Genomic DNA, 22,246 nt, shown 5'->3' on the forward strand with positions numbered 1-22,246 from the left:
GTCAGAGGTGGATAGGAGACTGGTCGGGGGCGTTCTCGGGGTGGTGGCAGGCCACTTGGTGCCCGGCCACCGGGGACGCCAGAGGCGGCTCCTTCACCGTGCAGATCTGCGTCGCCTTCCAGCAGCGGGTGTGGAAGCGGCAGCCGCTCGGCGGGGAGATCGGCGAGGGCACGTCGCCCTTGAGCAGGATGCGCCCGCTCTTCGCCCCGCGCCGGCGCGGGTCGGGCACGGGCACGGCCGACAGCAGCGCCTTGGTGTACGGGTGCATCGGGCTCTCGTACAGCGAGGTGCGGTCGGTCAGCTCCACGATCTTGCCGAGGTACATGACCGCGATGCGGTCCGACACGTGCCGGATGACCGACAGGTCGTGCGCGATGATCACGTACGTGAGGCCGAGCTCCTCCTGGAGGTCGTCCAGCAGGTTGACCACCTGGGCCTGGACCGACACGTCCAGTGCGGACACCGGCTCGTCGGCGACGACCAGCTTGGGCTTGAGCGCCAGGGCGCGGGCGATGCCGATGCGCTGGCGCTGCCCGCCGGAGAACTCGTGCGGATAGCGGTTGTAGTGCTCCGGGTTGAGGCCGACCAGCGACAGCAGGCGCTGCACCTCGGCCTTGAGCCCGCCCTCCGGCTCGACGCCCTGGAGCTTGAACGGCGCGCTGACGATCGTGCCGACCGTGTGGCGCGGGTTCAGCGAGCCGTACGGGTCCTGGAAGATCATCTGCACGTCGCGGCGCAGCGGCCGCATCCCGGCCACCCCGAGGTGCGTGATGTCGCGGCCCTCGAACTCGACCGTGCCGCCGGTGGGCTCCAGCAGGCGGGTGATCAGCCGGCCCATCGTGGACTTGCCGCAGCCGGACTCGCCGACGACGCCGAGCGTCTCGCCGCGCCGGACGTCGAAGTCGATCCCGTCGACGGCCTTGACGGCCGCGACCTGCCGGCGCAGCAGCCCCTTGTTGATGGGGAAGTGCTTGACCAGGCCGGTCACCTTCAGCAGCGGCTCTTCGGCGGCCGCCTCCGGCGCGTCCGCCGCGGCCGTGTCCTTCTTCGTCATCTCGGTCACAGCTTCGGCGCAATCTCTTCGGTCCAGATCCGGGTCCGCTCCTCCTGCGACATGTGGCAGGCCGACCAGTGCCCGCCGCCGTCCTCGGTCAGCTCGGGACGGCGGGTGCGGGTGACGCCGCCCTCGGGGACGTCCGCGTACGGGCAGCGCGGGTTGAACGCGCAGCCGCTCGGGATGTTGATGAGGCTGGGCGGGGAGCCCTTGACCGGGATCAGGCGCTCGGTCTGCTCGCGGTCGATGCGCGGCATGGAGCCGAGCAGCCCCCAGGTGTAGGGGTGGCGGGGCTCGTAGAAGACCTTCTCCGCGGTGCCGCGCTCGACGCAGCGGCCGCCGTACATGACGAGGATGTCGTCGGCCATCTCGGCGACCACGCCCAGGTCGTGCGTGATCATGATGACCGCGGAGCCGAACTCCTTCTGGAGGTCGCGGATCAGGTCGAGGATCTGCGCCTGGACGGTGACGTCCAGCGCGGTGGTCGGCTCGTCGGCGATGAGCAGCTCGGGGTTGTTGACCAGCGCCATCGCGATCATCGCGCGCTGCCGCATGCCGCCGGAGAACTCGTGCGGGTAGGCGTCCACGCGCCGGTGCGGCTCGGGGATCCCGACGCGGTCGAGCATCTCGATCGCCCGCTTGCGGGCGGCCTTCTTGTCGGTGCCGTGGTGCGTCAGGTACGCCTCGACGATCTGCTTGCCGACGGTGTAGTAGGGGTGCATCGCGGACAGCGGGTCCTGGAAGACCATCGCCATCTTGCGGCCGCGCAGCGTGCGCACGTGGTCGGCGTCCGCCTTGACGAGGTCCTCGCCGTCGAGGACGACCTCGCCGGAGATGTGCGGGCGGCTGCGGGCGTTGCCGGTGCGGTGCAGGCCCATGATGGCCAGCGAGGTCACCGACTTGCCGGAGCCGGACTCGCCGACGATGCCGAGCGTCTTGCCGCGCTCCAGGTCGAAGGAGAGCCCGTCGACGGACTTCACGAGTCCGTCGTCGGTCGGGAAGTGCACCCTGAGGTCGCGCACCGACAGGAAGGCGCCGCTGCGCGGGCGCGCCTGCTCGGGGACGAACGCGGGGCCGGCGGCGGCGGAGCCGGCGGTGGGGTTCTCGGTCACGTCAGCCTCACGCGCGGGTCGATGACGGCGTACAGCAGGTCCACGATCAGGTTGGCCATCACCACGAACAGCGCGGCGAGCAGGGTGACGCCCATGATCACGGGGAGGTCGCCCTGGCCGATGGCGGCGACGGCGGCCGTCCCGAGGCCCTGGAAGTTGAAGGTCGTCTCGGTGAGCACGGCGCCGCCGAGGAGGCCGCCGAGGTCGAGGCCGAACATCGTGACGATCGGGGTGAGGGTGGAGCGCAGGGCGTGCTTGCGGATGACCACGCCCTCCTTGAGGCCCTTGGCGCGCGCGGTGCGGATGTAGTCCTCGCCGAGGACCTCCAGCATCGTTGCGCGGGTGATGCGGGCGTAGGTGGCGGCGAAGAGGAAGGCCAGGGTCACCCAGGGCAGGATCAGGGCGTTGAGCCAGGCCGCCGGGTCCTCGGTGAGCGGTTTGTAGTTGGAGACGTCGAGCCAGCCGAGGCTGTAGACGAAGATCGCGGGAGCGACCATGCCGGTGAAGAAGATCGGCAGGGAGACGCCGGCGAGGGCGCCGACCATGACGGTGCGGTCGACGGCGGTGCGGCGCTTGAGCGCGGAGACGACGCCGGTGGCGACGCCGGCGAGGACCCAGATGACCGCCGCGCCGAGCGCGAGGGAGAGGGTGACCGGCATGCGGTCGACCATGGTCTCCCACACGGGCGCCTCGGTCTTGAACGAGTAGCCGAAGCAGGGTGCTTCGCAGTGGGTGGTCTCGGTGCCGCCGTCGTAGTCGCGGCCGACGAAGATCCCCTTGACGAAGGTCAGGTACTGCTCGGAGATGGGCTTGTCGAAGCCCATCTTCACGCGGATGCCCGCCAGGGCGGTCTCGTTGGTCTCGCGGCCGGCGTACATGAGCGCCGGATCGCTGCCCGTGATCTTGGGGACCGCGAAGAAGATGCCGAAGGTGACCACGGAGACCACCAGCAGCGTGGCGGCGACGTTGAACAGCCGCCGTATGAGGTAGACGAGCACTGCAGTCGGCCGCCGGGGCGGGCGGCCGCCGCCCCCTCGCGGGGACGGCAGCCGCCGCCTGCGGCCTTCACCTGCCCTTCGGACTAGCGCGTGTGCGGTGAAGGCACTTGCCTGTTGTTACGTGGCGACTCGCCCGGTGGCTACTTGCCGACGCCGATCACGGCGAGGTCGATCTTGCCCATGGAGTCGTTGAAGTAGACGTTCGTCAGACGGGGGTTGTGGTAGACGAAGGCCTTGTCGAAGTTGATGGGAAGGTAGAGCGCCTTCTCCATGATCTTCTTGTTGATGTCCGTGTAGAACGGCGCGGCGGCTTCCGGCGTCGCGGCGGCGGCGGCCTTGTCGAACAGCCCGTTGATCTCCGGGTCGTTCAGCTCCGTGTAGTTGTTGTTGCCGTTCGGCAGGATGAACGAGCCGTCGACGAGCGGCTGGAGGAAGCCCGAGCCGGAGTTGTAGTCGGCGCCCCAGCCCATGACGATGATGCCGTAGCCCTTCTTCTTCACGTTCTCGGGCGAGCCGATCGTGGAGGAGGAGAGCTTGCCGTCGTACTGGTCGATGGTGGCCTTGATGCCGACCTTCGCGAGCGAGGCCTGGAGGGACTCGGCCGTCTTCACCTCGGGGGCGCGGTTGTTGCGCACCGCGATGGTGGTCTCGAAGCCGTCCGGCTTGCCGCAGGCCTTGAGGGCCTCCTTGGCCTTGTCCTCCTGCGGCTGGCCCTTGGTCAGGCCCCAGGGGTCGTAGCTCTTGTCGGAGCCGGGGATGCCGGGGGGCAGCATGTTGGCGCCGAGGTCACCGCTGGTCGGGCCGCCGCGGGCGGTCTGGAGGGACTTCGGGTCGGCCGCGTAGATGACGGCCTTGCGGCACTCGATGTTGTCGAACGGCGCGACGGTCTGCGGGAAGGCGAAGTAGCGGATGTAGCCGGTGAAGGGGTTGTCCGCGTTCTTCTTGAGGTTCGGGTCGCGCAGGACCTTGTTCTTGGCGGCCTGCTGGAGGCCGGTGCCGTCGACCGCGAGGTCGATGTCGCCGGAGAGCAGGCGGGCGTCCATGTCGTCCGGGTTGGTGGTCACCGTGAAGGTGACCTTGTCCGGCAGGCCCGTGCGGATGGTGTCCGTCTTCGGGTCCCAGTTCTCGTTGCGGACGAAGGTGGCGCCCTTGCCGGCGGTGAAGCTCTCGACCTTGTACGGGCCGGTGGAGACCGGCTTGTTCGTGTACGTGGCGCCGGTGTCCTTGGCCATCGGGACCGGCGAGGAGGACGGCATGGCCAGCAGGTAGCTGAAGTCGGAGTTGGCGCTCGCCAGGTTGAAGACGATCGTCTTGTCGTCCGGCGTCTGGACGGAGTTCAGACCCATCTTCCCGGGGTCGGTGTCCTTGTACGGGCCGGGGTACTTCTGGCCCTGGTCCAGGATGTCCATCAGGTAGGTCGGCCCGCCGGACAGCACGTCCTGCGCGAAGACGCGCTCGATGCCGTACTTGATGTCCTTCGAGGTGATCGGCGTGCCGTCCTCGAACTTCACGCCGTCCTTCAGCTTGAGGGTGTACGTCTTGCCCTCGTTGCTGATGACCGGGAGGGCCTCCGCGAGGTCCGGGACGAGCTTCGTGCCCGCCTCGCCCGGCTTGCTGTCGTACGCGAGCAGCTGGCGGATGTAGAGGCGCTGCATGTTCCACACGAAGCCGTAGTAGGCACGCGCCGGGTCGAGGTAGTCGACGTCCTGCGGCGACCAGAGCTTGAGCTCGCCGCCCTTCTCGGTGGACGGGTTGACCACGCCGGTGGTGGCGGCGTTGAAGGCGGCGCCGCCGGCGCCCTTCGCCTCGGACTTCTTCTCGCCGTCGCCGCCGCCGCACGCGGCGGTCAGCGACAGGGCGGCGATCACGGCGGTGATCGCGAGTGCCTGCTTTCTGCGGATCACGGTGGTCCAACCTCCAGTGGTGGGTGAATCGGTGAAGCGGTTCAGCTGCCCTTGGGGTCGAGTGCGTCGCGCAGCCCGTCCCCGAAGAGGTTGAACGCCAGGACGGTGATGAAGATCGTCATGCCGGGGACCACCATGTACATGGGGTCGTCCTGGTAGATGGGGACGGCGTCGGAGAGCATCTTTCCCCAGGAGGCGGTCGGCGGCTTGACGCCGGCGCCGAGGAAGCTGAGGGCCGCTTCCGTCAGGATGTTGGTCGGGATGATCAGCGTCGCGTAGACGAGGATCGGGGCGACCAGGTTCGGCAGCAGCTCCTTGACCAGGATGTAGCCGCGGCCGGCCCCGAGGCTGCGGGCCGCCTCGACGTACTCGCGCTCGCGCAGGGAGATCGTCTGGCCGCGGACGATGCGGCCGATGTAGGGCCACCCGAAGAAGCCGATGACGACGATCAGCACGCCCATGCGGACGCCCGAACCCTCGAATCCCCACAGTGAGTTGGGGACGACGGAGACCAGGGCGATGGTGAACAGCAGCTGCGGGAAGGCCAGCAGCAGGTCCATCGTGCGGCTGATCAGGCCGTCGACCCAGCCGCCGAGGAAGCCGGCCAGGGCGCCGAGGAAGCTGCCGATGGCGACGGAGACGAAGGCGGCGAGGAAGGCGACGACCAGGGAGATGCGGGCGCCGTAGACGATCCGGCTGAACACGTCGCGCCCGTTGGTCGGTTCGACGCCGAGCAGGTGCTCGGAGCTGATGCCGCCGAAGGAGCCGATCGGCGTGCCGAGGTCCGGGTCGATCAGGTCCTCGTGGAACTCGTTGGGCGGGTGGCCCAGCACGCTCACGATCTGCGGCGCGAACACCGCCACCAGGATCAGGAGGATCACGACCATGCCGCCGGTCAGCGCGACCTTGTCGCGCTTGAGCCGCATCCAGGCGATACGGCCGGGCGAACGGCCCTCGATGGCCTTCGCCGGGACATCGGCTACGGACACGGGTGCGGGGGTTTCCGCGCTCGTGTCATGCAGTGGTGCCGTCATCGTGGTGGGGACCCCTCTCGGCCGGCGGGTCGCCGGCCCATGCCCGCCGCTGTGGCGGCGTTGGTGCGGAGTGGCGCTGGACTGCGTCGTGGCACGCAGCAGGGGCGCGCCGGTGTGCAGGACGTACGGGACGTGCGGGGTGTGCGGGACGCACGGGACGTGCAGCGGTGCGGGAGGTGCAGAGGTGCTGGACGTGCGGGAGGTGCTGTGCTCGGTGCGGTGCGGTGCCGAAGCAGGGCGGAGCGGCGAGCGTTGTGCAGGTGAGCCGGGTCCTTCCCGAGGGCCGGAGCGGCTCTTGGGTGGGGAGTCTTCATCGGCGCGTCGATCAGCCGCCAGACCCGCAGATGAATGGATGCGCAACCGTGATGTGAGGGTCCGATTCCCGTTATCCGGACTCCGCTGTCGGCTCAGCGGAGCAACACCGTCCGTTCGGTGCGCATTCGGACATGGTGCCCAACGAACCCCAGGACCACGCCTTTTGGGTGTTCAAGGGCAGCGAAATCCGGACAAGGCGAAGGGCCGCGGGGAGCGGCTGCGAAGCCGTTGCTCCCCGCGGCCCGGAGAGGTCGCGCGGCAGGTGCGTCCACGGATCGGACGGGGCCCGCAGGGCCGGTTCTCAGTAGGCCGGGGCCTGCCCCTCGCGGTCGTAGAACGGGCGCGTCTGCGACCGGAGCCACATCGCGACGGGGTCGTGCTCGTCGGCGAGGGCCACCGTGCAGACCGGCACTCCCTCGGGCACGGCGCCCACGGACTGGCGCATCATCTCCCGTACGGACTCCAGCGCGGGCGCGGACGCGTCGTACAGGTCGAGGCCGACCGCGAGGTACGGCGAGCCCAGCGCGGGCTGCACCCAGGCGCGGCGCAGCGACCGCACGGCCGGGGTGCGGTGCGCGTGCTGGGTCAGCAGCCCGTAGAACTGCGGGAGCTCCAGGGCCGGCTCGGACAGCCGCAGCGGGCCGGCCGGCATCCGGTCCAGTCCGGTGGCGATCCGGCGCAGGTCGGCCCAGGGGATGCCGAGGCCGCCCCCCTGGGCGTGCGGGTTGAGCCAGAGCCCCCACCGGTCGGGGTAGAGGGCGCGGGCGATGTCCCGGCCGGTGACGACCTCGTAGCCCCGGTTCCAGCCGCTGGCGGCCAGTTCCTGCGGCGAGGTGACGCACGGGGCGTAGCCGAGGCCCTCCAGTTCCATGCCGCCGTACTGCGCGTCCGGGGAGCCCGGGGAGCCCTGCCAGAGCAGCATCCACAGCCGGCCCTCGGCGAGGGCGTGCAGAAGTGACTCGTAGCTCTCGTAGCGCCCGGGAGTCACTTGGCGCATCACGTGCTCGACCTGCCCGGCCGCGGCCGTGCCTGACGCACTCACCGGTACCCCTCCTCGTCCGCCCGCGTAGACCCGCTGTCCAGGCCACTCGTGCGGCCAGGAGATGTCACCAGCTTAAGCGGCGCTAGGGGACGTAGAAGGGGCGTACGCGCGTAACGATGTGGTCGGCGACGGGGTCGCCGGCGGCCTCGGGGGCGTCGAGCAGCACCAACTGGACGGGCCAGGGCGCCGGGACGCGGCCCAGGGCCCGGCCGAGGGCCTCCAGGGGGAGGTCCCGCAGGGCGGGGTCCGCCCCGACGAGCCGGACCCCGACGTAGAGCTCGGGCGCGCCGCCCTCGACGCTGGCCAGGCAGCGGTACGCGGCGGCGACGGCGCCGGTGGCGCGGAACTCCTCGGAGGCCGCGGCCAGGAGGTCCACCGGGTCCTCCTGCCAGTCGGGCTCGTACAGGCGGACGCGGGCGCCGGAGGCGGGACCGTCGAGCTCGGTGCGGCCGGCGCGGCACAGGGCGGCGACGGCGGGCGGGGGCAGGGGGACGCCGACGGCGCCCTCCGGGTTGACGGCGATGCCGAGCTGCGGGGGCAGGCCGCGGGCGAACTCGGCGGCGGGCGCCACCGCGAAGTCCATGGCGGTGCCCGCGCAGGCGCGGAACTGCGACGCGGAGCTGTAGACGGGGACGTACGCCGCCCCGCCGATGTCCATGGTGGGCAGCGTGAGGGAGGCGCTGTCGGGGCCGCCTCCGGCGGGCAGCGGCACCCAGACGGAGCTGCGGCCGAGGACCTCGACGATCCGCGGCCCCGCGTCCGGCGCGCCGAGGGCGGCGCCGAGCACCTGTTCCAGCTCGTTCTCCGGCCAGCCGCCGTCCCCGCCCATGTCCGCCTCCGCTCGTCGCGCCGTGTTCCGCGCCCGAGGGTAGCCGCCCGCGCGGACACCCGCGGTCCGGGCCCGCCCCGGCCGGTCAGGCGGCCGGTCGGACGGCGGGTCAGGCGGCCGGACGGACGGCCGGGTGCGCCGGCCGGAAGGCCATGCGGGTCAGCCGGGCGGCGGCGGGCCGGTCCAGGAGGACCACCGAGGCGCAGCCGGCGGGCAGGGGGCCGGTCTCCGCGGCCCGGAGCAGGCGGTCGACGGCGGCCCGGTGGCGGGAGAAGGCGTACGCCGACACGCCGCGGCCGCGCGCCCGCTGCCCCGCCAGGGCCTCCTCGGGGGTGGCCACGAGGAGCACGAGGTGCAGGGCCCGGCCGCGGCGCCGGGCGGCCGCGGCGAGCAGCCCCCGCACCCAGGCCTGCGTCCCGCAGTCGTGGACGACGACGGAGGCGCCGGAGCGCAGGGCCCGCCACATCCCCCAGTAGTGGGCGATCCGCACCAGCGGCCGGTAGGCGGCGTACGGCAGGGCGCGGGGCATGCGGCGCTCCCAGCGCTCGCGCACGTCCTGCGAGTCGATGGCGCGGCCCTCGGCGGCGCGCTTGATCAGCGTGCTCTTCCCGCCGCCGGGCAGGCCCGAGACCACGACGACGTCCCCCTCGGCGAAGCCGAGCCGATCGGGGCCGCTCCCGCCGGTGCCGCGCAGGTCGCGCACGGACCCGCGGCTCGCTCCCGCCGCCGGCCGGGCCGGCACCCCCTCCGCCGTACCCGCCGTGGCCAGCACTCCGAATCTCCGCACACCGATCGCCTCCCCCTCACGGGTCACCGGGACCCGTTCCCACCCAATGTAAAGGGACGGTAATACGGCGTCCCGGGTTTGCGTCGGCGCGTCCGCCCGGCGGACGCCCGGCGGACGCCGAACGGATGCGGGGCGCCGGCCGCCCCCGCCCGCTGCCGCCTTCGGCGGATGGAACGGTCTTTCGGGCCCGCGCACCCGTTCTCCGGCACCTCGTGCAATGATGTGCGCCATCTGGACCAACTGCATACCGGCCGCTTGAATCCGCGCGGGAGAGTCCCGGCAGGCCGCGAGGCCGTGTCCGGGCGCCGAAGGAGCAAGTACCTCCCTTGAATCTCTCAGGCCCCGTACCGCGTGGATGAGGCAGATCTGAAAAGCGAGCCGCGCCCCGCCCGTCCGCCGCGACGGAGCCGGGGGGTGCTCCACCCAAGGTGCAAGTCGGTGATCCCGCTCCCGGGAACTCTCGGCGAACCTCTCAGGTTCCGATGACAGATGGGGAGGAACGTCCTCGTCATGTCATGCCCTGGGACCCGGGAGCCACACCCATGAGCAACGCCCCCCGCCTGACCGCGCTCGATGCGCTGCACCGCTCGCTCGGTGCGACCATGACCGACTTCGCCGGCTGGGACATGCCCCTGCGGTACGGCAGCGAGCGCGACGAGCACAACGCCGTGCGCACGAAGGCCGGCCTGTTCGACCTCTCCCACATGGGCGAGATCACGCTGACCGGTCCGGAGGCCGTCAAGGCCCTCGACTACGCCCTGGTGGGCAACATCTCCACCGTCGGCGTCGGCCGCGCCCGCTACACGCACATCTGCCGGGAGGACGGCGGGATCCTCGACGACCTGATCGTCTACCGCCTCGGCGAGACCGAGTACATGGTCGTCGCCAACGCCTCCAACGCCCAGGTCGTGCTGGACGCCCTCACCGAGCGCGCGACCGGCTTCGACACCGAGGTCCGCGACGACCGCGACGCGTACGCGCTGATCGCGGTGCAGGGGCCGGAGTCCCCCGCCATCCTGGCGTCGCTCACCGACGCCGACCTGGACGGCCTGAAGTACTACGCCGGCCTGCCGGGAACGGTCGCGGGCGTCCCCGCGCTGATCGCCCGCACCGGCTACACCGGCGAGGACGGCTTCGAGCTCTTCGTCTCCCCCGAGCACGCCGTGGAGCTGTGGCAGGCGCTGAGCAAGGCCGGCGAGGGCCGCGGCCTGGTGCCGTGCGGGCTGTCCTGCCGCGACACGCTGCGCCTGGAGGCGGGCATGCCGCTGTACGGGCACGAGCTGACCACCTCCCTGACCCCGTTCGACGCGGGCCTGGGCCGGGTCGTGAAGTTCGAGAAGGAGGGCGACTTCGTGGGCCGCGCCGCCCTGGAGGCCGCCGCCGAGCGCTCCGCCTCGAACCCGCCGCGCAAGCTGGTCGGCCTGGTCGCCGAGGGCCGCCGGGTCCCGCGCGCCGGCTTCCCCGTCGTGGCCGGCGGCCAGGTCGTCGGCGAGGTCACCTCCGGCGCCCCGTCCCCGACCCTCGGCAAGCCGATCGCCATGGCGTACGTCGACGCGGCACACGCCGAGCCGGGCACCTCCGGCGTCGGCGTGGACATCCGCGGTACCCATGAGCCGTACGAGGTCGTCGCCCTGCCCTTCTACAAGCGGCAGAAGTAGACCCCGGACGCGCCGGTACGCCCCGCGCGCCCCCGCCTGCCGGGCCAGAGGCGTCTCGACAGGCAAGACAACCGTTCGTCCGCACTCCCCCGCATCCAGGAGAATCAGGCCATGAGCAACCCCCAGCAGCTGCGTTACAGCAAGGAGCACGAGTGGCTGTCGGCCGCCGAGGACGGCGTCGCGACGGTCGGCATCACCGCGTTCGCGGCCAACGCGCTCGGTGACGTCGTCTACGCCCAGCTCCCCGAGGTCGGCGACACCGTGACCGCGGGCGAGACCTGCGGCGAGCTGGAGTCGACCAAGTCCGTCAGCGACCTGTACTCCCCCGTCACGGGCGAGGTCGTCGAGGCCAACCAGGACGTCGTGGACGACCCGGCGCTCGTGAACAGCGCTCCCTTCGAGGGCGGGTGGCTCTTCAAGGTGCGCGTGTCGGAGGAGCCGGAGGACCTGCTCTCCGCCGCCGAGTACGAGCAGCTCACCCTTTCCGGCAACTGAACCAGGGACCGAAGATGTCCGTTCTGAACACCCCTCTCCACGAGCTCGACCCCGACGTCGCCGCAGCCGTCGACGCCGAGCTCGCGCGCCAGCAGTCGACCCTGGAGATGATCGCGTCGGAGAACTTCGCTCCGGTCGCCGTCATGGAGGCCCAGGGCTCGGTCCTGACCAACAAGTACGCCGAGGGCTACCCGGGCCGCCGCTACTACGGCGGCTGCGAGCACGTCGACGTCGTCGAGCAGATCGCCATCGACCGGATCAAGGCGCTCTTCGGCGCCGAGGCCGCGAACGTCCAGCCGCACTCCGGTGCGCAGGCGAACGCCGCCGCGATGTTCGCGCTGCTGAAGCCGGGCGACACGATCATGGGCCTGAACCTGGCCCACGGCGGTCACCTGACCCACGGCATGAAGATCAACTTCTCCGGCAAGCTCTACAACGTGGTCCCGTACCACGTCGGCGAGGACGGCCAGGTCGACATGGCCGAGGTCGAGCGCCTCGCCAAGGAGTCCAAGCCGCAGCTGATCGTCGCCGGCTGGTCCGCATACCCGCGGCAGCTGGACTTCGCCGCCTTCCGCCGCATCGCGGACGAGGTCGGCGCGTACCTGATGGTCGACATGGCGCACTTCGCCGGCCTGGTCGCCGCGGGCCTGCACCCGAACCCGGTGCCGCACGCCCACGTCGTCACCACCACCACGCACAAGACCCTCGGCGGTCCGCGCGGCGGTGTCATCCTGTCGACGCAGGAGCTGGCCAAGAAGATCAACTCCGCGGTCTTCCCCGGCCAGCAGGGCGGCCCGCTGGAGCACGTGATCGCCGCCAAGGCGGTCTCCTTCAAGGTGGCGGCCTCGCCCGAGTTCAAGGAGCGCCAGGAGCGCACCCTGGCCGGCGCGAAGATCATCGCCGAGCGCCTGGTGCAGGACGACGTGAAGGCCGTCGGCGTGGACGTCCTCTCCGGCGGTACCGACGTGCACCTGGTCCTGGTGGACCTGCGCAACTCGGAGCTGGACGGCCAGCAGGCCGAGGACCGCCTCCACGAGATCGGCATCACCGTCAACCGCAACGCCATCCCGAACGACCCGCGGCCCCCGATGGTCACCTCGGGCCTGCGGATCGGCACGCCGGCGCTGGCCACCCGCGGTTTCGGCGCCGAGGACTTCACCGAGGTCGCCGACATCATCGCCGAGGCCCTGAAGCCGTCCTACGACGGCGAGGCCCTCAAGGCGCGCGTCTCGGCGCTCGCCGCGAAGCACCCGCTGTACCCGTCGCTGTAAGGCCGCGGCTCGAAAGGCCCGGCCTTGTGTCCCACAGGGCCGGGCCTTTCCCATGGCCGGGGCCGGCGGCGCGGCGCGCCACCGGCCCGCAAGCCGCCGTACAGGCCGGCGTCACCGGCCGCCTCACGAACTGACGTACGCTGATTAACCGGGCAAGGGCGCCCACGAGGCGATCTTTGCCCGCATTCCCTGCAAAGTCCGCCCCCTCCGCCGGCCGCCTCGCCCCCGCTGCGAGAGCGACTCGGCGGTTCGCTCCCCGCCACCGCGGGGGTGACCCTGGAGTCCGCCACCGTGGCCATTTCCGTCTTCGATCTCTTCTCGATCGGCATCGGTCCGTCCAGCTCGCACACCGTGGGCCCGATGCGCGCCGCCCGCATGTTCGTCAACCGGCTGAAGAAGGACGGCCTGCTCGCCCAGACCGCCTCCGTCCGCGCGGAGCTGTACGGCTCGCTCGGCGCGACCGGCCACGGCCACGGCACGCCCAAGGCGGTGCTGCTGGGCCTGGAGGGCCACTCCCCGCGGACCGTGGACGTCGAGACCGCCGACGACGAGGTGGAGCGCATCCGCAGCACGGGCCGGCTGCGCCTGCTGGGGACGGAGATAGGGAGCGCCCACGAGATCGCCTTCGACGAGCCGAACCAGCTCGTCCTGCACCGCCGCCGGTCCCTGCCGTACCACGCGAACGGCATGACCCTCTTCGCGTACGACGCCGCCGGCACGCCGCTGCTGGAGAAGACGTACTACTCGGTCGGCGGCGGCTTCGTGGTCGACGAGGACGCGGTCGGCGAGGACCGGATCAAGCTCGACGACACCGTGCTGAAGTACCCCTTCCGCTCGGGCGACGAGATGCTGCGCCTCGCGAAGGAGACCGGCCTGTCGATCTCCTCGCTGATGCTGGAGAACGAGAAGGCCTGGCGCACGGAGGAGGAGATCCGCGAGGGCCTCCTGGAGATCTGGCGGGTCATGCAGGCCTGCGTGGCGCGCGGCATGTCCCGCGAGGGCATCCTCCCCGGCGGTCTGCGCGTCAAGCGCCGAGCCGCGGCCACGGCGCGGCAGCTGCGCACCGAGGGCGACCCGATGATGCACCGCAGCGAGTGGACGACGATCTACGCGATGGCGGTCAACGAGGAGAACGCGGCGGGCGGCCGCGTCGTGACGGCCCCCACGAACGGCGCGGCGGGCGTCCTGCCGGCCGTCCTGCACTACTACGTGAACTTCGTGCCCGGCGCGGACGAGGACGGCGTCGTCCGCTTCCTGCTCGCCGCGGGCGCGATCGGCATGCTGTTCAAGGAGAACGCCTCGATCTCGGGCGCCGAGGTCGGCTGCCAGGGCGAGGTGGGTTCGGCCTGCTCGATGGCGGCCGGCGCGCTCGCGGAGGTCCTGGGCGGCACTCCGGAGCAGGTGGAGAACGCGGCCGAGATCGGCATGGAGCACAACCTGGGCCTGACCTGCGACCCGGTCGGCGGCCTGGTGCAGATCCCGTGCATCGAGCGCAACGGCATGGCGGCCGTGAAGGCCGTCACGGCGGCGAAGATGGCGATGCGCGGCGACGGCTCCCACAAGGTCTCCCTCGACAAGGTCATCAAGACCATGAAGGAGACCGGCGCCGACATGAAGATCAAGTACAAGGAGACGGCGCGCGGCGGCCTCGCCGTCAACGTCATCGAGTGCTGACGCCGGCCGGCTGAGCCGGGCGGGCGCGGACAGAAGGGGCGGATCTCGAAAGATTCACCCCTTCTGTCCGATTTTTTTATGTTTTGCTGCAACCGTGTGTGCGCACGGCGTGTCTTCAGGAGCGACAACCTGCCCCCGTCTCTCGAAGAACAGGGGGGACGCCATGAAACACCTCCGCCGCCGGCGGGCCGCGGCCCTGGCCACCGGAGTCCTGCTCACCGCCGCGATCGCCCTCGCCGCACCGGCCTCCACGGCCGCGGCCCCCGCCGGCCGGGCCCCGGCCACCCCGCTCGTGGTGGGCGCCCGCTGGGCCGGGCACTGCACGTACGACCGGATCGTCGTCGACCTGAAGGGCCGCGTGCCCGACGCGGACGTCACCCGCGTCCCCGCGCTCTTCCAGGACGGCTCCGGAGCGCCCGTCCCGCTCGCAGGGAAGCACTTCCTGCAGATCCGGCTGCACCCCGCCGCGGCGCACCTGCGCTCCGGCGAAGGAACCTACCGCGGACCCAGGCTCGTCAGGACGGACCTGCCCGCGCTCAAGGGGCTCGCCATGACCGGCGACTTCGAGGGGTACGTCACCTTCGGCGCCGCCTTCGACAGCAGGCCCTCCTACAGGACGTTCACGCTCCGCTCGCCCGACCGGTTCGTGATCGACATCGCGCACCGGAACGTGTGCTGCGACTGAACCGGCGCCGGCCGGGACGCCGCCGGCGGTGTTCCGGTCCGGGAAGCCGAAGCGGCGGCCGGCGTCCCCCGGCGAGCGCCGGCCGCCGCGGGCCGGGATGCCGCCGGAGCGCTTGAGCGGCGCCGCGAGGTGCTCGGGCGCACGCCGGTGGAAGCACAGGGGCGGAATCGCGCCGGGTCGCGCGCCGGGATCCCGCCCGGCAGCCCGCGCGGCCGCCGGCGCGGCGGAAACCCGCGGCGAAACGACGGCTCCGCCTCCTCGCGGAGAGCGCGTCCGCCGCCGGACGGCCCGGAAGCGGAATCCGCCGCGGGCGTGCGCTCGAACACACCGGCTTGTTCCGGGTCCGTGCGGGCCATTAGGGTCAGCGGGCCTTGGTGTTCGGGAAACCGGTGGAAGACCGGTGCGGCCCTCGCCACTGTGAACGGGAAGTCCGGCTCCACTCCTGCGGGAAGCCACTGGGCGGCGCGGGGTGATCCGCACCGCCCGGGAAGGCGGAGCCAGGGCGGCAGCACCCGTGAGCCAGGAGACCGGCCGGGGCGCGTTGTCCATCCACGAGGTGCTGGAGAGGTCTCCCCACACATGCATATAGCCGAGGGGTTTCTGCCCCCGTTGCACGCGGCCGCCTGGGGCGCCGCGTCCGCTCCCTTCGTCGTCCACGGCGTCCGCGCACTCACCCGCGAGGTGAAGGAGAACCCCGAGAGCACCCTGCTCCTCGGCGCCTCCGGAGCCTTCACCTTCGTCCTTTCCGCCCTGAAGATCCCCTCCGTCACGGGCAGTTGCTCGCACCCGACGGGGACCGGGCTCGGGGCGATCCTGTTCCGGCCGCCGATCATGGCGGTGCTCGGCACGATCACCCTGCTCTTCCAGGCGCTGCTGCTCGCGCACGGCGGCCTGACCACCCTCGGCGCCAACGTCTTCTCCATGGCGATCGCCGGCCCGTGGGCGGGCTTCGGGGTCTACCTGCTGCTGCGGCGCTTCGGCGCCCCGCTGATGGTGTCCGTCTTCTTCGGCGCCTTCTTTGCCGACCTGGTCACCTACTGCGTCACCTCCGTGCAGCTGGCGCTCGCCTTCCCCGACCCGGGCAGCGGCGTCGCCGGCGCCCTCGCGAAGTTCGGCGGCATCTTCGCCGTCACCCAGATCCCGCTGGCGGTCAGCGAGGGCCTCCTGACGGTCCTGGTCATGCGGCTGCTGATGCAGTCCAGCAAGTCCGACCTGGTCCGGCTGGGCGTCGCCAAGCTCACCGGCCGCACCGACCGGAAGGCGGCGGCGTGATGGGCATGAGCCGGAACGCGAAGATCAACACCCTGCTGCTGCTCGTGGTCGCCGCCCTCGCGGTGCTCCCCCTCGCCCTGGGCCTCGGCGAGGGCAAGGAGGAGCCCTTCACCGGCGCCGACGCCCAGGCCGAAGCGGCGATCACCGAGCTGAGGCCCGACTACGAGCCGTGGTTCACCCCGCTGTACGAGCCGCCGTCCGGCGAGATCGAGTCGGCCCTGTTCGCCCTCCAAGCGGCCCTCGGCGCGGGCGTCCTCGCCTACTACTTCGGGGTGCGCAGGGGCCGCCGCCAGGGAGCCGCCGCGGCGGCCGCCGGACCGGGCACCCTGGGCGACGCCCGCGCGGAGGACTAGCCGGTGCTGCCGATCGACGTGGCTGCGCACGGCAGCCGCTGGCGCGGCCGGCACCCCCTGGAGAAGGCCCTGCTGGGACTCGGGCTGACGGTCACCGCCGTGTGCCTGCCGCCCTGGCCCGGCGGGCCCCTGGTCGCCGCGGCGACCCTCGCCGTCCTGCTCGGGCCGGCGGGGGTCGCCGGGCGGCAGCTGTGGCGGGCCTTCCGGATACCGCTGGGGTTCTGCTTCACCGGTGCGCTGCCGCTGCTCGTCGCGGTCGGCGGCGCGGCCGGGCCGGTGTCGCTCGCCCCGGACGGGCCGCGGCACGCGGGCGAACTGCTGCTGCGCACGTCCGCAGCGTCCCTGGGCGTCCTGCTGTTCGCGTTCACCACCCCCGTCTCGGACGTGCTGCCCCGGCTGGTCCGGGCCGGGGTGCCGGCGCCCGTCGTGGACGTGGCGCTCGTGATGTACCGCATCGGGTTCCTGCTGCTGGACTCGCTGGCGCAGGTCAGGCGGGCCCAGGCGGCCCGGCTGGGGCACGCGGACCGGGCCGCGGTGTGGCGGTCGCTGGCCGGGCTCGCCGCGACCTCCTTCGTCCGGGCCTTCGACCGGGCGGCGCGGCTCCAGTCCGGCCTCGCCGGGCGCGGGTACGACGGGGCGCTGCGCGTGCTCGTTCCCGAGGCCGCCCTGTCCCGGCGCTTCCTCGCGGCGTCGGCGGCCCTCATCGCGGGCCTCGTCGCGCTGACCTACACCCTGGAGGGGCTGTGCTCGTGAACCCGTTGGTGGAACTGGCCGGAGCGGGCTACGCCTACGAGGACGGCCCGGCGGTGCTGGACGGCGTGGACTTCTCCATCGCCGAAGGCCGGGCGCTGGTCCTCCTGGGCCGCAACGGCAGCGGCAAGACCACGCTGATGCGGCTGCTCAGCGGCGGGCTGCGGCCGGTCTCCGGGGAACTCCTGCTGGACGGGACGCCGGTGGCGTACGACCGGTCGGGCCTGACCCGGCTGCGCAAGGCGGTCCAGCTGGTCGTCCAGGACCCGGACGACCAGCTGTTCGCGGCCTCCGTGGAACAGGACGTCTCCTTCGGCCCGATGAACCTGGGCCTGCCGGCCGCCGAGGTGCGGGCCCGGGTCGGCGAGGCGCTGTCCGCCCTCGGGATCACCGCGCTGCGGGACCGGCCGACGCACCTGCTGTCGTACGGGCAGCGCAAGAGGGCGGCGATCGCCGGGGCGGTCGCGATGGCCCCCCGGGTGCTGATCCTGGACGAGCCGACGGCCGGCCTGGACCCGGAGGGGCAGGAGCGGCTGCTGGACGCCCTGGCGGGCCTGCGCGCCGCGGGGACGACGGTGGTGATGGCCACGCACGACGTCGACCTCGCGGTGCGCTGGGCGGACGATGCGGCGGTGCTCACCCCGCAGGGGATCCGCTTCGGCCCGGCGGCGGGGCTCCTCTCGGACCCGGAGCTGCTGGCGGGGGCGGGGCTGCGGCAGGCCTGGTCGCCGGCGGTGGCGGTGTTCCTGCGCTCCCGCGGTCTGCTGGCGGCGGGCGCCGCGGGCCCGAAGTCGCCGGAGGCGCTGGTCTCCTGGCACTGACCCCCGCCGCCGGAGGGTGCCGGGCGGCCGCTCCCCGCTGCCCGCCGTCCGGCCTCCCTAGGATGGCGGCATGTCCCTGCCGCACGCCATCCTCACCGCCCTGCTGGAGAAGCCCTCGTCGGGGCTGGAGCTGACCCGCCGGTTCGACCGGTCGATCGGGTACTTCTGGTCGGCGACGCACCAGCAGATCTACCGGGAGCTCGGCCGGCTGGAGGAGGCCGGGCTCATCCGGGCGCTGCCCGGCGACGGGCCGGTGCGGGGGCAGCGGAAGGCGTACGAGGTCCTGCCCGCCGGCAGCGAGGAGCTGGCGCGCTGGGTGGGCGGCAGCCAGGACCCGAAGGCCATCCGGGACCCGCTGCTGCTGCGCGTCCGCGCCGCGGCCGTGGTGGGGACGGGCGGCCTCCTGGCCGAGCTGCGGCGGCACCTGGAGCTGCACCGCCGGCAGCTGGCGCTCTACGAGGCCATCGAGGAGCGGGACTTCCCGCCCGGCCGGGACTCCGACGAGGACCGGCTGCGCCGGCTCGTGCTGCACGGCGGCATCGGGCTGGAGACGTTCTGGCTGCGCTGGCTGGAGGAGGCCCTGGAGGAGGTCGGCGGCATGGCGGACCGCCCGGACGCCGGGCCGGATCCCGCGGGCGGGGCGGGCGCGTCCTGACGGGCGCGCATGCGGCCGTGCCCCCGCCTGCCCGGCTCGGGCGGGCGGGGGCACGGCGCACGGCTCACTTGTTCAGGGACGCCCAGAACTCGTCGAAGCTCATCAGGCCGTCGGCGTCGGTGTCCCGGGCGGCGATCACGGCGTCCGCGACCGGGCCCGTCACGAACGGGTCGCCCATCTGGGCCATGGCCTGACGGAACTCGTCGGCCGTCACGAAGCCGTCGCCGTCCGCGTCGAACCTGCCGAACGTCGCCCGCGCGCTCTCGATGTCCGCCACTTGGGATCCACCCCTTCTCGGTGCTGATTGACCGGCTCAGGGTAGCGCCAGCCCGGGCGGCTGCGGACTCCGGGTCCCGTTCGCCCGGCAGAAAGAAATTCAATTACCGCCCCGTAACCCGGAATGCGCGGTTCCGGCCAGAAGAGCGGACTCGGGCTTGTCACGTTCCGGGGTCACCGCATAACGTACCGGCATTGCCGCCACACCAGGAGCGCAGGGCTCCCAGGGACATGCGGCAAACAAAGGTGATCACAGGTGGCGATCACAGCCGAATCATCCTTCGAAGTCCTCCCCTTCACCCGCGCCTGCCGGCACATCTGGGAGGACGGCGACCATGTGCTCATCGGGGTCAGCCCCGGAAACGGCTACTTCAGCTCCGAGCGCATCGGAAGCCTGGCCCGCTGGGCCTCGTCCCGTTTCGCCCAGGTCGACTTCGTCTATGCGGACCTGCATGTGGACCGCATGTTCGCGGCGTTCGGATACAGCCGCGAACACGCCGTCAGGCGGGCTTCGAAGGAGATCAAAGCCGTCCGCCGACGGATTCTGAAAGGCGTGGCGGAATCCGGTCCGGAGCATCCCGGGATACGGGTGGGCGCACTGTCCGACTTCCAATCGAACCCCGTTTACCAACTCCTGCACCGGCGCGTCCTGCATTTCCTGGAGACCGATGGCGAATTCCGCAAGGGTTGTCAGGAGATGGCCGCGCACTTCGTCGGCCCCAAGCTGCCGGCAGGCGAATCCATGACGGACGCCCAGTTGCAGGCCTGTTTCGACTACCTCGCAGCCGAACTGCCGTTCTTCCTGGACACCCCGAGCATTCTGGACGTGCCCTCGTCGGTGGCGGCGTACCACGTGAGGATGCCGCTGACCGACCTCCTCTTCGCCCGCGGCGGGGGTCTGCGCGCGACCCACAACCAGGGCTGCGCCGTCGTCCGGCCGGAGGCAGCGCACCGCGCGGCGACCGAAGGGAGCGCCGATGAGCGCCGAGCAGCCTGACACGGTCCGGCGGCAGGCCGCCCCCCTCCTCGACTTCCCGCTGTCGCGCCGCGGCGACGTCCTCCCCGAGGAGTGCGCCCGGCTGCGCAAGGAGGCCCCCGTCGCCAGGGTCCGCACCCTGACGGGCGACGAGGCCTGGCTGGTGAGCAGCTACGCGCTGGCCAGGCAGGTGCTGGAGGACGACCGGTTCAGCCTGAGGGACACGGCGAACGAGGGCGTCCCGCGGCAGTACGCGCTGACGATCCCGCCCGAGGTCGTCGACACCATGGGCGGCATCAACAGTGCGGGCCTGCGGACCGCGGTGATGAAGTCGCTGAACCCGCGCCAGGCGGGCCTGCAGGAGGCGCTGCGGGCCACGGCCCACGCCCTCCTCGACACGATGGCCGCCGAGGGGGCGCCCGCCGACCTGCGGGCCGCCTTCGCCGACCCCTTCTCGGCGGCCATGCACTGCCGGGTCCTGGGCGTGCCGTCCGGCGACTGGAGGCGCCTGATGTCCGGGCTGGACGTCGCTTTCATGACCGCGCGCGAGCCGTTCGCCGGCTCCGCCCTCAACTGGTACAAGGACGTCGGCTACTTCGCCGACCGGCTGCGGGAGCAGGCGGCGCTACCCGCCGAGGAGCGTACGGGGCTCCTCGGCCGGTTCGCGGAGCTGAGGGAGGCAGATCCGGAGTCGGCGCACCTCACCGACGAGATGTTCGCGACCGTGGCCGTGTCCCTCTTCGGCGCCGGCGCGGTGTCCACGTCCGCGTTCCTCGTCCTCGCCGTGCTGGCGCTGCTCGGGCGGCCTGACCTCATCGGGTGGCTGCGCGGACACCCCGAGCGCATGGGGGCGGCCGTCGACGAGCTGCTGCGCTGGAACCTCTCCGTCGGCGACGGCCTGCCGCGCATCGCGCGCGCCGACGTCCGGGTCGGCGACGTCCTCGTCAGGGAGGGCGAGCTCGTCCTCGTCCTCCTCGAAGGGGCCAACTTCGACCCGGAGGCCTTCGACCGGCCGGGGGAGCTCGACCTGGAGCGCGAGAGCCGCAACGCCCACCTCGCGTTCGGCGCGGGCCGGCACTTCTGCCCGGCCTCCGCGCTGGGCCGGGTGCACGCGATGATCGCCCTGGAGGTGCTGGTGGAGCGGATGCCCGGGCTGCGGCTCGCCGTGCCCGCGGAGAACCTGGTGTGGCGCACCGGTTTCATCAAGCGCCTGCCGGAGCGGCTGCCGGTCGCCTGGTGATCCCCGGGGAGGCGCCCCGGGCCGGGGCGCCTCCCGATGCCCGGCTAGCGGAAGATGCCGGTGTGGCCGAGGGAGTAGCGGCCCGGCTGGGGGTAGACGGCCAGGCCGTGCGGGCCTCCGCCGACGGGGACCCGGGCGAGCTGCTTGCCCGTCACCGTGTCGATCGCATAGACCTCGTTGTCGTAGCGGCCGGACAGCCACAGCACCTTGCCGTCGGCGCTGACGCCGCCCATGTCGGGGCTGCCGCCGTCCGGCAGCTCCCACTTCTTCGTGAGCTTGTTCTGCTTGAAGTCGAAGACGGACACGGAGCCCTCGCCGCGGTTGGAGACGTACATCTCCCGGGAGTCGCGGCTGACGTACAGCCCGTGGCAGCCCTTCCCGGTGGGCAGCAGCTTCGGCGTCTCGAACCGGTCCCCGCTGAGCACCCACATGCCGTGCGCCATCATGTCGGCGACGTAGAAGGTCTTGCCGTCCGGGGAGACCTTCACGTCCTGCGGCATCGCCCCCTCGAAGGGCAGCTTCTGCTGGGCGACGACCTCCATCTTCTCCGTGTCCACCTTCAGCAGCTCCCCGGAGAACTCGCAGGAGACGATGAAGTAGCGGCCGTCCGCCGAGAAGTCGGCGTGGTTGACGCCGAAGCAGGTCACGGGGACCGTCTTGACGCGGTCCATGGTGTGCGGGTTGCGGAAGACGAGCTCCTTGTCCATGGAGGCCATGACGACCGCGTACTTGCCGTTCGGCGTGAAGTACAGGTTGTACGGGTCGTGCACCTCGACCGGCTTGCCGGCCTCGCCGGTGGCCGGGTTGATCGGGGTGAGGGTGTGCCCGCGGTTGTTGTTGACCCAGAGGGTCTTCAGGTCCCAGGAGGGGACGACGTGCTGCGGCTGGACGCCCACCGGGATGGTGTCGATGACCTTGTAGGTCACCGGGTCGATGACCGAGACGGTGTTGGAGTTGGTGTTGGGGACGTAGACGCGCGACGGGAAGTCCTTGACCACCGGGGACAGCGCGTTCGGCCGGTCGGCGGCGTAGACGTCGTTCGGGT

Annotated in this window: 22 protein-coding genes and 2 riboswitches; of the genes, 12 read left to right on the forward strand and 10 right to left on the reverse strand. The window is 72.0% G+C overall.

The features are described from left to right. Position 1: 1 nt before the first annotated feature. From EF903_RS10875 to EF903_RS10910, 8 genes are all read right to left on the reverse strand, one after another. Entirely contained in the window at positions 2 to 1,054 is a 1,053-nt protein-coding gene (locus EF903_RS10875) for an ABC transporter ATP-binding protein (RefSeq protein WP_260615066.1), read from the reverse strand. Between the two features lie 5 nt (positions 1,055 to 1,059). Further along, entirely contained in the window at positions 1,060 to 2,166 is a 1,107-nt protein-coding gene (locus EF903_RS10880) for an ABC transporter ATP-binding protein (protein WP_125542999.1), read from the reverse strand. Further along, entirely contained in the window at positions 2,163 to 3,164 is a 1,002-nt protein-coding gene (locus tag EF903_RS10885; protein WP_185902611.1) for an ABC transporter permease, read from the reverse strand. The genes EF903_RS10880 and EF903_RS10885 overlap by 4 nt, the downstream gene beginning before the upstream one ends. A 140-nt stretch (positions 3,165 to 3,304) precedes the next feature. Then, positions 3,305 to 5,068 (reverse strand): ABC transporter substrate-binding protein, encoded by a 1,764-nt coding sequence (locus EF903_RS10890; protein ID WP_125543001.1) that lies wholly within the window; start codon positions 5,066 to 5,068, stop codon positions 3,305 to 3,307. Between the two features lie 41 nt (positions 5,069 to 5,109). Then, the gene (locus tag EF903_RS10895) at positions 5,110 to 6,102 is read right to left on the reverse strand and encodes an ABC transporter permease (protein ID WP_114054280.1); all 993 of its coding nucleotides are present in this window, start codon (positions 6,100 to 6,102) and stop codon (positions 5,110 to 5,112) included. A gap of 616 nt (positions 6,103 to 6,718) precedes the next feature. Beyond that, a complete protein-coding gene (locus EF903_RS10900; RefSeq protein ID WP_125543002.1) occupies positions 6,719 to 7,459 on the reverse strand; it encodes an enhanced serine sensitivity protein SseB C-terminal domain-containing protein in 741 nt (246 codons plus the stop codon). 82 nt (positions 7,460 to 7,541) lie between these two features. After that, a complete protein-coding gene (locus tag EF903_RS10905) occupies positions 7,542 to 8,288 on the reverse strand; it encodes an enhanced serine sensitivity protein SseB (protein ID WP_125543003.1) in 747 nt (248 codons plus the stop codon). Positions 8,289 to 8,397: 109 nt separating this feature from the next. Next, the gene (locus EF903_RS10910) at positions 8,398 to 9,081 is read right to left on the reverse strand and encodes an AAA family ATPase (RefSeq protein WP_399420591.1); all 684 of its coding nucleotides are present in this window, start codon (positions 9,079 to 9,081) and stop codon (positions 8,398 to 8,400) included. Between the two features lie 250 nt (positions 9,082 to 9,331). Then, positions 9,332 to 9,435: riboswitch (glycine riboswitch) on the forward strand. A 182-nt stretch (positions 9,436 to 9,617) separates the two neighbouring features. On the opposite strand from EF903_RS10910, the gene gcvT reads away from it, so the two are divergent. The 10 genes from gcvT to EF903_RS10960 all read left to right on the forward strand — a co-directional run bounded on the left by gcvT (position 9,618) and on the right by EF903_RS10960 (position 18,709). Further along, the gene (gcvT, locus tag EF903_RS10915; protein ID WP_125543004.1) at positions 9,618 to 10,733 is read left to right on the forward strand and encodes a glycine cleavage system aminomethyltransferase GcvT; all 1,116 of its coding nucleotides are present in this window, start codon (positions 9,618 to 9,620) and stop codon (positions 10,731 to 10,733) included. 111 nt (positions 10,734 to 10,844) lie between these two features. Then, positions 10,845 to 11,228 carry a glycine cleavage system protein GcvH gene (gene gcvH, locus EF903_RS10920; protein WP_125543005.1) on the forward strand — a complete coding sequence of 128 codons (384 nt, stop codon included), beginning with the start codon at positions 10,845 to 10,847 and terminating at the stop codon, positions 11,226 to 11,228. Positions 11,229 to 11,242: 14 nt separating this feature from the next. Beyond that, a complete protein-coding gene (glyA, locus tag EF903_RS10925; protein ID WP_125543006.1) occupies positions 11,243 to 12,499 on the forward strand; it encodes a serine hydroxymethyltransferase in 1,257 nt (418 codons plus the stop codon). Between the two features lie 291 nt (positions 12,500 to 12,790). Further along, positions 12,791 to 14,173: an L-serine ammonia-lyase gene (locus EF903_RS10930; RefSeq protein ID WP_125543007.1), complete on the forward strand. Its 1,383-nt coding sequence runs from the start codon at positions 12,791 to 12,793 to the stop codon at positions 14,171 to 14,173. Between the two features lie 163 nt (positions 14,174 to 14,336). Further along, on the forward strand, positions 14,337 to 14,858 hold the full coding sequence (locus EF903_RS10935; RefSeq protein ID WP_125543008.1) for a hypothetical protein: 522 nt from the start codon (positions 14,337 to 14,339) through the stop codon (positions 14,856 to 14,858). A gap of 355 nt (positions 14,859 to 15,213) precedes the next feature. After that, positions 15,214 to 15,409: riboswitch (cobalamin riboswitch) on the forward strand. A 28-nt stretch (positions 15,410 to 15,437) separates the two neighbouring features. Beyond that, the gene (locus EF903_RS10940; protein WP_125543009.1) at positions 15,438 to 16,130 is read left to right on the forward strand and encodes an energy-coupling factor ABC transporter permease; all 693 of its coding nucleotides are present in this window, start codon (positions 15,438 to 15,440) and stop codon (positions 16,128 to 16,130) included. Further along, entirely contained in the window at positions 16,130 to 16,483 is a 354-nt protein-coding gene (locus EF903_RS10945) for an energy-coupling factor ABC transporter substrate-binding protein (RefSeq protein ID WP_399420586.1), read from the forward strand. Before EF903_RS10940 ends, EF903_RS10945 begins: the two co-directional genes overlap by 1 nt. 3 nt (positions 16,484 to 16,486) lie before the next feature. Further along, positions 16,487 to 17,236 carry a cobalt ECF transporter T component CbiQ gene (cbiQ, locus tag EF903_RS10950; protein ID WP_125543010.1) on the forward strand — a complete coding sequence of 250 codons (750 nt, stop codon included), beginning with the start codon at positions 16,487 to 16,489 and terminating at the stop codon, positions 17,234 to 17,236. Next, complete coding sequence (locus EF903_RS10955; protein WP_399420588.1) at positions 17,233 to 18,054, forward strand: energy-coupling factor ABC transporter ATP-binding protein; 822 nt, start codon at positions 17,233 to 17,235, stop codon at positions 18,052 to 18,054. Before cbiQ ends, EF903_RS10955 begins: the two co-directional genes overlap by 4 nt. 70 nt (positions 18,055 to 18,124) lie before the next feature. Next, entirely contained in the window at positions 18,125 to 18,709 is a 585-nt protein-coding gene (locus EF903_RS10960; RefSeq protein ID WP_125543012.1) for a PadR family transcriptional regulator, read from the forward strand. Positions 18,710 to 18,773: 64 nt separating this feature from the next. On the opposite strand, the gene EF903_RS10965 is transcribed toward EF903_RS10960, so the two are convergent. Further along, complete coding sequence (locus EF903_RS10965; protein WP_114054268.1) at positions 18,774 to 18,986, reverse strand: EF-hand domain-containing protein; 213 nt, start codon at positions 18,984 to 18,986, stop codon at positions 18,774 to 18,776. 255 nt (positions 18,987 to 19,241) lie between these two features. On the opposite strand from EF903_RS10965, the gene EF903_RS10970 reads away from it, so the two are divergent. Beyond that, positions 19,242 to 19,982, forward strand: coding sequence for a tRNA-dependent cyclodipeptide synthase (locus EF903_RS10970; protein WP_260615067.1), 741 nt, complete (start codon positions 19,242 to 19,244; stop codon positions 19,980 to 19,982). Continuing rightward, positions 19,963 to 21,201 carry a cytochrome P450 gene (locus EF903_RS10975; protein ID WP_125543013.1) on the forward strand — a complete coding sequence of 413 codons (1,239 nt, stop codon included), beginning with the start codon at positions 19,963 to 19,965 and terminating at the stop codon, positions 21,199 to 21,201. The genes EF903_RS10970 and EF903_RS10975 overlap by 20 nt, the downstream gene beginning before the upstream one ends. Before the next feature lie 44 nt (positions 21,202 to 21,245). On the opposite strand, the gene EF903_RS10980 is transcribed toward EF903_RS10975, so the two are convergent. Further along, positions 21,246 to 22,246 (reverse strand): YncE family protein (locus tag EF903_RS10980; protein WP_148142511.1); only part of this gene is annotated, 1,001 nt, incomplete at its 5' end.

Origin of the sequence: Streptomyces sp. WAC05292 (assembly GCF_003949955.1) — a bacterium.
In the GTDB taxonomy this organism is placed as follows: domain Bacteria; phylum Actinomycetota; class Actinomycetes; order Streptomycetales; family Streptomycetaceae; genus Streptomyces; species Streptomyces globosus.

Coding starts and splice junctions, on each gene's coding strand:
- EF903_RS10875 (WP_260615066.1), bottom strand. CDS start 1,054: ATGACGAAGAAGGACACGGCCGCGGCGGACGCGCCGGAGGCGGCCGCC.
- EF903_RS10895 (WP_114054280.1), bottom strand. CDS start 6,102: ATGACGGCACCACTGCATGACACGAGCGCGGAAACCCCCGCACCCGTG.
- EF903_RS10905 (WP_125543003.1), bottom strand. CDS start 8,288: ATGGGCGGGGACGGCGGCTGGCCGGAGAACGAGCTGGAACAGGTGCTC.
- gcvT (WP_125543004.1), top strand. CDS start 9,618: ATGAGCAACGCCCCCCGCCTGACCGCGCTCGATGCGCTGCACCGCTCG.
- gcvH (WP_125543005.1), top strand. CDS start 10,845: ATGAGCAACCCCCAGCAGCTGCGTTACAGCAAGGAGCACGAGTGGCTG.
- glyA (WP_125543006.1), top strand. CDS start 11,243: ATGTCCGTTCTGAACACCCCTCTCCACGAGCTCGACCCCGACGTCGCC.
- EF903_RS10935 (WP_125543008.1), top strand. CDS start 14,337: ATGAAACACCTCCGCCGCCGGCGGGCCGCGGCCCTGGCCACCGGAGTC.
- EF903_RS10940 (WP_125543009.1), top strand. CDS start 15,438: ATGCATATAGCCGAGGGGTTTCTGCCCCCGTTGCACGCGGCCGCCTGG.
- EF903_RS10945 (WP_399420586.1), top strand. CDS start 16,130: ATGGGCATGAGCCGGAACGCGAAGATCAACACCCTGCTGCTGCTCGTG.
- EF903_RS10960 (WP_125543012.1), top strand. CDS start 18,125: ATGTCCCTGCCGCACGCCATCCTCACCGCCCTGCTGGAGAAGCCCTCG.
- EF903_RS10975 (WP_125543013.1), top strand. CDS start 19,963: ATGAGCGCCGAGCAGCCTGACACGGTCCGGCGGCAGGCCGCCCCCCTC.